Origin of the sequence: Actinosynnema sp. NPDC059335 (genome assembly GCF_042752395.1) — a bacterium.
Lineage (GTDB): Bacteria > Actinomycetota > Actinomycetes > Mycobacteriales > Pseudonocardiaceae > Actinosynnema.
Genome location: NZ_JBHYXZ010000033.1, coordinates 1 through 9,269 on the forward strand (window position 1 = coordinate 1; position 9,269 = coordinate 9,269).

Below are 9,269 nucleotides of genomic sequence, written 5' to 3' on the forward strand. Positions count from 1 at the left end.
CACGGGGGGGGGGGGGGGGGGGGCGCGGGCGGGGCGGCGCCCCCCGGGGTTCCCAGCAGGTGAACGCCCGTCCGCGCGGCCGCCGCGAAAAGGTACGGTTCGTCGCGCCGGCCCCCCGCTACGACATCCGGGGGAGTGCCCGCGCTACGAGCAGGGAGGACGAGGCGTTGCGCCGTCGGAGGTTCGGGACCGCTGTTGCCGCGATCGCGCTGAGCGGTGTCATGGTGGTGAGCGCCTGCGCGAAGGACTCCGGGGGCGGCGTCGCCGGGTCGACCACCGCCGCCGGCGCCGGCTGCGAGTTCGCGACGCCGCCGAGCGCGCCCGCGGACTCCGGCGCCGCGACCCCGGGCAGCGGCAAGCCCGCCGACGGCGAGCGGATCGACGGCAGCGCGCTCAAGCTCGGTCTGGCCTACGACATCGGCGGCCGCGGTGACGCGTCGTTCAACGACCTCGCCGCCGCCGGGTTCGACCAGGCGATCAAGGACCTCGGCATCCGGCCGGAGAACACCCGCGAGCTGTCCGCCGCGCCGAACGAGGACGAGTCGCTCAAGCAGTCCCGCCTGCGCCAACTCGCGCGCGAGGGCTTCGACCCGATCGTCGCCGTCGGCTTCGCCTACACCGAGTCGCTGAAGGTCGTCGCGCCCGAGTTCCCGGACGTGAGGTTCGGCCTGGTCGACTCGGCCGTGCCCGGCGCGGCGAACGTCACGCCGCTGGTGTTCGCCGAGCAGGAGGGCGCGTTCCTGGCCGGTGTCGTGGCCGCGTACCACAGCCGGAAGTGCCACGTCGGCTTCGTCGGCGGCGTCGACATCCCGCTGATCCGGAAGTTCGAGGCCGGGTACGTCCAGGGCGCGAAGACCGCCGCGCCCACCATCGCGGTCGAGACCAAGTACCTCACGCCGGCGACCGACTTCACGGGCTTCCAGGACCCGGCGAAGGGGATGGAGGCCGCGAAGGGCCTCATCGACAAGGGCGCGGACGTCCTCTACCCGGCCGCGGGCGCGTCGGGCATCGGCGTCTTCTCCGCGGTGAAGCAGGCGGGCGTGCTGGGGATCGGGTGCGACGCCGACCAGTACCACCAGCCGGCGCTCGCGGACTCCAGGGACGTGATCGTCGCGTCCAGCCTCAAGCGCGTCGACGTGGCCGTATACGACTTCGTCAAGGCCGCCGCCGGCGACGACCTGGCCTCGCTGCCGGCGGTGTTCGACCTCGAGGTGGACGGCATCGGCTACGCGACGTCGGGCGGGAAGGTCGACGCGAAGCTCCAGGGCATCCTGGAGGGGTACAAGGCGCAGATCGTCAAGGGCGAGATCAAGGTCGCGGAACAGCCGTAGCGCCGGCGCCACGCTCACGCCTTCCCCGGTCCCGTCGGGGTGATGTCGCCCTGCCGGTAATTCCCGCTCGCCGTTCCCGCCGTGTCGCTAGGCTCGGCGGACGTTCGGCGAGACCCGGGGACAGGTGATGATGTGGGCCCGCAGCTCGCGGTGCTGATCCGCGGCCTTCCGGGAACGGGGAAGACGACGACGGCGGCCTTGCTGAGGGACGCGCTGCCCCCGTCGGTCCGGGTGTCCGACGACTCGGTGCGGTACCTGGCCCACCCGCGCGACTTCACCGCGTTCACGCTGGCCGCGTCCGAGGTCGCCTGCCTGGACCTCGCCCTGTCCTACTGCGACAGCGGGTTCCTGCCGATCATCGACGGCGTGTTCGAGGACGTCGGGTTCCTCGCGAGCCAGGCGTTGAGGTTCGAGCGGCGGGGCCACCGGCTCGTCACGATCTCGCTGACCGCCGACGTCGAAGACCTGCTGCACCGCAACGCGCTCCGCGACCCGCTCCAGCGGATGGACACCGACCGGATCCACCTGCTGCACTCGACGTTCCGGCCGGTCGGCGTGTCGCTGGAGATCCGCGGGAAGGCTCCCGAGGAGGTCTGCGACGACGTGCTCGACCTCATCGGGCCCGCCCGGACCGCGCCGCCGGACGACCACCCCGCCGGGCACGAGGTGGACCTGCTCTTCCTCCGGCACGGCGAGCCCGAGCACCCGGACGGGACCTACCCGGACCCGTTCACGACGCCGCTCTCCGCCGTGGGCCGCGGCGAGGCGCTGGCCGCGCGGGCGGCGGTCCGGCGGTTCGGCCCGGACGTCGTCCTGACCTCGGACTTCGCCTCGGCCTCGGAGACGGCCCGGCTCGCCTGCGCCGGGCTCGACGTCGAGGTCGAGACCGCGCCGGCGTTGCGCGAACGCGTGTTCCACCGGCTCGTCGGCAGGTCCCACGACGAGATCCGGCGCGACCTGGGCGCGGCGGCCGACGGGATCGTCGGCGGTGACGGCGACCTGGTGGAACTCCCGCCGGACGAGTCCTACGAGGCCGCGCGGGCGCGGGCGCTGTCCTTCTTCGACGGGCTCCCCGCCCGGCACGGCGGCCGGCGGGTGCTCGTCGTGGGCCACGGCGGGCCGCACTCGTGGCTGGTCGAACGGGCGCTGGGCGCGGAGCTGAAGGGCGTGCGGCGGCTGCGGTGGGACACCGGGTGCTTCAGCCGGTTCACGCTGTCCGCCGGGCAGACCCGGCTCGAAGCGATGAACATCGCGCCCGGCTCGGTCGTCCGGGGCTTGCGGCTGGGCGCGGTCTGATCGGTTGCGCGCCGGTTCCCCGCGGTCGGGCGCAGCGTGGCCGGTTGCCGCGGTTCCCGACGGCCGGGTGCGGTCTGACCGGTTCCCGACCGCCGGGCACGCCGCCCTCCGGCGGGGTGGTCCGCCTTGACGAGCGGCCGGCGGGGCTCGATACTGCTGGGAAAGCGCTTTCCCGACGGTGAGGAGAGGGACCTTTGAGCGCACTCGCGGTCCGGCACGAGGTCGGGTCTTCGCTGACCGTCGGCGACGGGGAGGTCGACCTCCTCCGCTACGTCTACGTCCCGGACACACCGACGCTGGAGTCGCCCAAGCCGTTCCTGCACCCGCTGCGCACCCGGTCGGGTCGGGTGGTGAGCCTGTTCCGGCCGCACGACCACGTGTGGCACAAGGGCATCGCGTGGTCGTTGCCGCACGTCGGCGACGACAACTTCTGGGGCGGGCCGACCTACGTCCGCGGGCGGTCCTACGTGCAGCTGGACAACAACGGCACGCAGCGGCACCGCCGCGTGGTCGACAGCGGCGCGGACGGCGGGACCGCGTCGTTCACCCACGAGCTGGACTGGATCACCCAGTCCGGGCGCGTCGTCCTCGCCGAGCGCCGGACGATCACCGCGACCCTGCTGTCCGACGCGGCGTGGGCGCTGACCTTCGACACCGAGATGACCAACACCTCGGGCGGCGACCTCGCGTTCGGCTCGCCGACCACGCACGGCCGGGAGAACGCCGGCTACGGCGGGCTGTTCTGGCGCGGCCCGCGCTCCTTCACCGGCGGGACCGTGGTCACGCCCGACGGCGTGGGCGGCGGCGAGTGGCGCGGCTCGCGGGGCGAGTGGATGGCCTTCGCGGGCCGGCACGACGGCGACGACGCGGAGTCGCTGGTCCTGATGGTGGACCACGTCGACAACCCGCACCACCCGCCGCGCTGGTTCGTCCGGTCCGAGGAGTTCGCGTGCCTGAACCCCGCGCCGTTCTTCAGCGAGGAGCTGGTGCTCGCCGACGGCGACGCGGTGCGGTTCCGCTACGGGGCCGGGGTGGCGGACGGCGGGGTGGACGACGCGAAGGCGCTGGCCGACGCCGTCCGGGACGTGCTGCGCCGGGAGGCGTCGGCGTGAGCGGCTTCCCCGGCGGGACGTCGCTGTCGTTCCTGGACGTCTACGACGACGCCGCACCCGACGGCCTGGTCGGCGGCAGCCCGCACCTGCACCTGGCCTCGACCGAGTGCTACGTGGTCGTGGCCGGGCGCGGCGAGCTGCACGCGCTGAACCCCGGCGGCTGCCACGAGATCCCGCTCGAACCCGGCTCGGTGGTCTGGTTCACGCCGGGCACCGTCCACCGGGCCGTCAACCGCGGCGGGCTGCGGGTGGTCGTGCTGATGGACAACGCGGGGCTGCCGGAGGCCGGTGACGCGGTGATGACGTTCCCACCGGAGGTCGTCGCGGACCCGGACCGCTACCGCGCCGCGGCGACCCTGCCGGACCGGGGGACGGAGGCCGAGCGCGCCGCGGCCGCCCGCCGGCGGCGCGACCTGGCGGTGCGGGGCTACCTGCCGATCCGGGACGCGCTCCGCGACGGCGACGAGGGGCCGCTGCGCGAGTTCCACGCCGCCGCGGCCGCGCTGGTGCGGGCTCGGGCCGGGAGGTGGGCGGCGATCGTCCGCGACGGCCCGCTGCGCCAGGCGGAGGCCGGCCTCGCGGTGACGACGGACCTGGCCGCGGGCCTGGCCGGGCACCTCGACCGCGCGGCGGTGTTCCGGTCGCCGGAGCACGAGACCGGCCCGGTGTTCGGCATGTGCGGCCGCCTGCGCCCGCACACCGCCGCCGGGGCCGTGCCGCTCACGAGCCCGCCGGCCGTCACGAGACCCCTGCCATGACCGGCTCGGCTGTCACGACCGGCCGCCGCCGGACCGTTCCGGTGACCCATCGCCGGGCGACACGGGTTGCGACCGGCCGCCGCGAGGCCGTTCCGGTGACCGGTCGCCGCCCGACCCCGGCGGTGACCGGCCGTCGTGCGACCCCGGCGGTGACCGGCCGTCGCGGGAGCCCACTCGTGGCCGGTCGCGCCGTGACCGGGCCGCCCCGGCAGCGCACCACCCATCCCGGCAGCGCACCACCCGTCCCACCCGGCAGCCGATGAGGAGCCCCTTCCGTGACCAGTCGCACCTACTCCTGCGCGATCGTCGGCACGGGCGCGATCGCGGGCGCCCACGCCGAGGCGATCACCGACCAGGCCGGGCGATCGCGGCTCGTGGGGGCCGTCGACCTCGACCCCGGCCGGGCGGCCGCGTTCGCCGCCAAGTGGGACGTGCCGACCTACCCCGGTCTCGCCGACCTGCTCGACGCGCAGCGGCCCGACGTGGTCCACCTGTGCACGCCGCCGGGCACCCACCTGGCGCTGGCGCTGGAGTGCCTGGCGGCGGGTGCGGTGCCCGTGGTCGAGAAGCCGCCGGTGCTGTCGCTCGCCGACCTCGACCGGCTGCGCGCGGCGGAGGCCGAGGCCGGGGTGCCGGTGGCGACCGTGTTCCAGCACCGGTTCGGCTCCGGCGCGGTGCGGTTGCGGCGGCTGGTGGCGGAGGGCGCGTTCGGCCGGCCGCTGCTGGCGTCGGCGAACACGCTGTGGTTCCGCGACGACGAGTACTTCGCCGTGCCGTGGCGGGGCCGGTGGGACACCGAGGGCGGCGGGCCGACGATGGGCCACGGCATCCACCAGTTCGACCTGCTGCTGTCGATCCTCGGCCCGTGGACCGAGGTCACCGCCATCGCCGCCCGCCAGGCGAGGCCGACCGACACCGAGGACGTGTCCGCCGCGCTCGTGCGGTTCGCCTGCGGGGCGGTCGCCACCGTGGTCAACTCGCTCGTCTCGCCCCGGCAGACCAGCCGGCTCCGGTTCGACTTCGAACGCGTCACGGTGGACCTGGAGCACCTCTACGGCTACACCGACGCCCACTGGCGGGTGACCGAGGCCCCGACCGCGCCGGGTGCCGCCGCGGCGTGGGAGACCGGCCCCCGGGACACGCCGAGCGGCCACACCGCGCAGTTCGCCGCCGTGCTGGACGCCCTCGACACCGGCGCGACGCCGCCGGTCTCCACCGCCGACACCCGGATGACCGTGGAGTTCGTCGCCGCGCTCTACGCCTCGGCGTTCACCCGCCGCACGGTGGCGCAGGGCGAGATCGGCGAAGGCGACCCGTTCTACACCGGGATGGCGGGCACCGGCGCGCCCTGGTCGGCCTGAGGCGCGCCCGTTGGTCGATCCGGCGGCACCGCGCGCGAACGGCCGTCGGTCGAACGCACGATGCCCGCACGTCCGCGCCGCCCCTACGTTCGGCACGTGACCAACGACTGGATCAGCAGGCGCTCCCTCCTGCACGGAGCGGTCGCGGCCGGGGTGGTGACCGCGGTCGGTGTCGTGGCGCGGCCGGCCGACGCCGCCGTGCCGGGGTTCTACAACCCGTTCAGCGGTTACGGGATCACCGGGACCTGGCAGGAGCACCTGAACCGGGGCTCGCTCGGCGGCATCGACTACGGCATGCCCGTCGGCACGCGGCTGCCCGCGGCGGGCGGCGGCGTGGTGACCAACATCCCGTACAACGGCACCGGCGGCCACACCGTCACCATCCAGCACGACAATGGCTACCGCACCCAGTACATGCACCTGTCGCAGTTCCTGCTGGCGAACGGCACGCGCGTCGGCATGGGCGCGGTCGTCGGGCTGTCCGGCGGCGCGCCGGGCGCACCCGGCTCCGGCTCGTCCACCGGGCCGCACGTGCACTGGCACATGATCAACCCGAGCGGCACGCGCATCAACCCGCTGACCTACCTGGGCAGCGGCACGGGCCTGCCGAAGACGACCACCGAACAGGACGGCGTCCCCGGCGCGATCCTGTGGAAGCGCGCGCAGAACTGGTTGCGCATCGAGCACGGGTACACCGGTCCGATCGACGGCGTCCCCGGCGTGAACACGTACGCGGCCTTGCAGCGCGCCATGCGCGGGTACGGCTACACCGGTCCGATCGACGGCGTGCCCGGCCCGAACACGTGGGCGGCGGTGCAGCGGCTGGCCGCGCGGTGGGGGTACACCGGCCCGATCGACGGCGTGATGGGACCCAACTCCTGGCGCGGCTTCGCCCGTTTCCTCAACCAGGACAAGTACGACTGAGGTCGCACGGGTGGTCCGTGACCGCGCGGGCACGCGGCGGCCGGGTCGAGGGGTTCGCCTCTGCGGGACCTGGCACGCCCGTGCCCGGAGCGGGTGTCGTTCGGCGATGGCGGTTCAGGCGTTGGGGTCGAACGGGATGCCCGCGGGCTTGGCCTGGGCGAGGTTGTAGGCGAACGCGCCGTCCTTGATGGCGAGGCTCGCGCTGCCGAAGTCGGCGTTCACCAGGATGTCGCGGATGCCGGCGGGGAAGTGGTCCCAGCTCACCAGGTCGGGGTACTGCCAGGTGCCGTAGTGGTTCTCCGGCTGCTCGGTCGCGCCCGCGAGGCGGAAGCAGTGCGTGCTCAGGCCGTCCTTGTGGTAGACGATCTTCGGGTGCGTGCCCTCCCACGCGACCTGGGAGCGCGGGTAGGTCGAGTACCGGCCGTGCGCGGAGGTGGAGACGTACTGCGCCTGGTCGCCGCTCACCCACACGACGACGTGCTCGATGTCGTGGCGGTGGCCGCAGCAGTCGATCCCCGGCACGGCCTGGTCCTTCTCGAAGTACAGGTCGTAGAGGTAGGCGCACCAGTTGTTGTTGCACTTGGAGCGCGAGTAGGAGTTGGTGTTGTCCAGGTCGGACTGGTCGCGGCACTGGCCGTTGAGCGCGCCGGAGTTCTTCAGGCCCGTGGCGATCGCGCCGGAGGGCGAGACGGCGGGGGTGGGGTAGCAGCCGTCGGTGTCGTAGTCGAACGCGGGCTGCCACTTGCCGTCGGCGGCCGCGTGGCTCGCGGGCAGGGCTTGCGGCGGCTCGGCCCAGGCGGCTCCGGGGACGAGCACCGCGAGCAGGACCGCGGCGAGCAGGGCGGTGAGCGACTTGGTGGCGGTTCGTGCGGCGCTGGGGGTCGTGCGGGGCGGTGTGGCGGTCACGGCGACCATGCCTTCCATCCGGGGGTCGAGTGGCACGGGCGGCGGAGGCGGCCGGTGACGCGGAGATCATCGGCCGGCTCCGAGGTTCCCGGCCGGCGCGTGACGCCGTCAACCCGCCGTTGGTCGCGCCGAGGCGAACATGTGGCGAACACCGGTGCCCACCCCGATCCGACCGACCCCGCCCGGCCCCGACTCGCCCCCTGCCCGGCCCGCCTGCCCTGCCTCGTCCGGCCCGGCCCGGCCGGGCCGGGCCGGGACCGGCGTGGCGCGGTCCGGCCAATCCCGGCGCGGCTCGGCGCGGTTCCGTGCGGTGCGGGTTTGGCCTGGTGCGAGTACGGGGTCGGTGGTTCGGGGTGGTGGTCGGTTGCCGGTTCCCACCAGGCCGGTCCGTGTCGGTTCAGGGCTGGTCGGACAGCGGCAGGGTGAGGCGGAAGCACGCGCCTTCGCCCGCGGCGGTCTCCAGTTCGACGTCGTTGGCGAGCGTCCGCAGGTCCATCGGGGCGCGGTCGAGTTGTCCCTCCGGCGCTTCGTCGAGCCGGGCGAGCAGCAGCAGGTCCTCGGTGAGCGCGGTCAGCCTGGTCGCCTCGCGGTCGATGCGGCGCATCGCCTGGTCGACGTCGGCGCGGTCGGGCATCGCGCCCATCCGGTACAGCACCTCGGGCGGCCCTGGGCGCTGACGCCGTCGATGATCTCGGTGAACGAGCGGAGCTGGGCGTCGATCCGCCCGAGCTGGTAGCGCTCCAGCTGGTCCGCCACCACCGCGCCGACCAGGACCAGCCCGACCAGCAGCAGGCCCGCGGTGAGCAGCAACAGCCTGGCCCGCAACGAGAAGCGCGTCACCGCGCGGGCACCCGCATCACGTACCCGACGCCGTGCACGGTGTGGATCAGCTTGGGCTCCTCGACGTCCACCTTCCGCCGCAGGTACGAGATGTAGGTGTCCACGATGCTCGCGTCGCCGCCGAAGTCGTGGCGCCACACCCGGTCGAGGATCTGCGCCTTGGACACCACGCGCCCGGCGTTCTCCATCAGGTAGTGCAGCAGCCGGAACTCCGTGGAGGAGACGCGGACGGGCCGCCCCGCCCGCGTCACCTGGTGCCCTTCGGCGTCCAACGCCACCGTGCCCACGGTCAGCACGTCGACCGCGCCGAACTCGGCCGACCCGCCCACCGCGAGCCCGACCACGGCGGCCGTCAACGCGACCGGGTCGCCGAGCCGGTCGGCGTCCAGGAGCAGCAGCCCGACCAGCGCGGTGCCGACCATCGCCACCAGCGCCGCCGCCACGCCCAGGCACACGTCCCGCGGCGTCGCCATCACGCGTCACGCCCGAAGACCACGGACGCCCCCGCGACCACGCCGAGGCACCTCCCCGCCAAGGTCGACCGGGGGCCGGGCCGGGCGGTGCGCGACAGGTCGTCCACCGCGGTGTCGGGGCCGTGTCCGGTCGGCCCCCGCACGTCGATCGTCGTCATGGGGCCGAGCGTGTCCGGCGCGACTGGTCGAATCCCGTGAGTTCCTGGGAGTTCCCGGGTAACAGCGGGCCCCCCCCCGGGTGGCCCCGCCCCCGGCCCCCCGGCCGACC

The 9,269-nt window shown here is 74.5% G+C and carries 10 protein-coding genes and 1 pseudogene; 6 read left to right on the plus strand and 5 right to left on the minus strand.

Features of this window, described 5'->3' with window-relative positions; all coding sequences use genetic code 11:
• Positions 1 to 221: 221 nt before the first annotated feature.
• The 6 genes from ACFXGA_RS13055 (at position 222) to ACFXGA_RS13080 (ending at position 6,782) form a co-directional block, all read left to right on the plus strand.
• The gene (locus ACFXGA_RS13055) at positions 222 to 1,331 is read left to right on the plus strand and encodes a BMP family protein (RefSeq protein WP_378087400.1); all 1,110 of its coding nucleotides are present in this window, start codon (positions 222 to 224) and stop codon (positions 1,329 to 1,331) included.
• A gap of 132 nt (positions 1,332 to 1,463) precedes the next feature.
• Positions 1,464 to 2,627: a histidine phosphatase family protein gene (locus tag ACFXGA_RS13060; protein ID WP_378087324.1), complete on the plus strand. Its 1,164-nt coding sequence runs from the start codon at positions 1,464 to 1,466 to the stop codon at positions 2,625 to 2,627.
• Between the two features lie 194 nt (positions 2,628 to 2,821).
• Positions 2,822 to 3,739 (plus strand): PmoA family protein, encoded by a 918-nt coding sequence (locus ACFXGA_RS13065; RefSeq protein WP_378087326.1) that lies wholly within the window; start codon positions 2,822 to 2,824, stop codon positions 3,737 to 3,739.
• On the plus strand, positions 3,736 to 4,497 hold the full coding sequence (locus tag ACFXGA_RS13070) for a cupin domain-containing protein (RefSeq protein ID WP_378087328.1): 762 nt from the start codon (positions 3,736 to 3,738) through the stop codon (positions 4,495 to 4,497). Before ACFXGA_RS13065 ends, ACFXGA_RS13070 begins: the two co-directional genes overlap by 4 nt.
• Before the next feature lie 275 nt (positions 4,498 to 4,772).
• A complete protein-coding gene (locus tag ACFXGA_RS13075) occupies positions 4,773 to 5,858 on the plus strand; it encodes a Gfo/Idh/MocA family protein (protein ID WP_378087330.1) in 1,086 nt (361 codons plus the stop codon).
• Between the two features lie 96 nt (positions 5,859 to 5,954).
• Positions 5,955 to 6,782: a peptidoglycan DD-metalloendopeptidase family protein gene (locus tag ACFXGA_RS13080; RefSeq protein ID WP_378087332.1), complete on the plus strand. Its 828-nt coding sequence runs from the start codon at positions 5,955 to 5,957 to the stop codon at positions 6,780 to 6,782.
• A 114-nt stretch (positions 6,783 to 6,896) separates the two neighbouring features.
• Here the strand turns inward: ACFXGA_RS13080 and ACFXGA_RS13085 are convergent, their stop codons facing one another.
• The 5 genes and pseudogenes from ACFXGA_RS13085 to ACFXGA_RS13105 all read right to left on the minus strand — a co-directional run bounded on the left by ACFXGA_RS13085 (position 6,897) and on the right by ACFXGA_RS13105 (position 9,159).
• The gene (locus ACFXGA_RS13085) at positions 6,897 to 7,697 is read right to left on the minus strand and encodes an NPP1 family protein (protein ID WP_378087334.1); all 801 of its coding nucleotides are present in this window, start codon (positions 7,695 to 7,697) and stop codon (positions 6,897 to 6,899) included.
• Between the two features lie 388 nt (positions 7,698 to 8,085).
• On the minus strand, positions 8,086 to 8,292 hold the full coding sequence (locus ACFXGA_RS13090; RefSeq protein ID WP_378087336.1) for a hypothetical protein: 207 nt from the start codon (positions 8,290 to 8,292) through the stop codon (positions 8,086 to 8,088).
• Entirely contained in the window at positions 8,259 to 8,528 is a 270-nt protein-coding gene (locus tag ACFXGA_RS13095; protein ID WP_378087338.1) for a hypothetical protein, read from the minus strand. Before ACFXGA_RS13095 ends, ACFXGA_RS13090 begins: the two co-directional genes overlap by 34 nt.
• Positions 8,525 to 8,824: pseudogene (locus ACFXGA_RS13100) on the minus strand (winged helix-turn-helix domain-containing protein); the annotation flags it as partial. The pseudogene ACFXGA_RS13100 and the gene ACFXGA_RS13095, both read right to left, overlap by 4 nt.
• A gap of 176 nt (positions 8,825 to 9,000) precedes the next feature.
• Positions 9,001 to 9,159, minus strand: a complete 159-nt coding sequence (locus tag ACFXGA_RS13105; RefSeq protein WP_378087340.1) for a hypothetical protein — start codon at positions 9,157 to 9,159, stop codon at positions 9,001 to 9,003.
• Positions 9,160 to 9,269 lie beyond the last annotated feature (110 nt).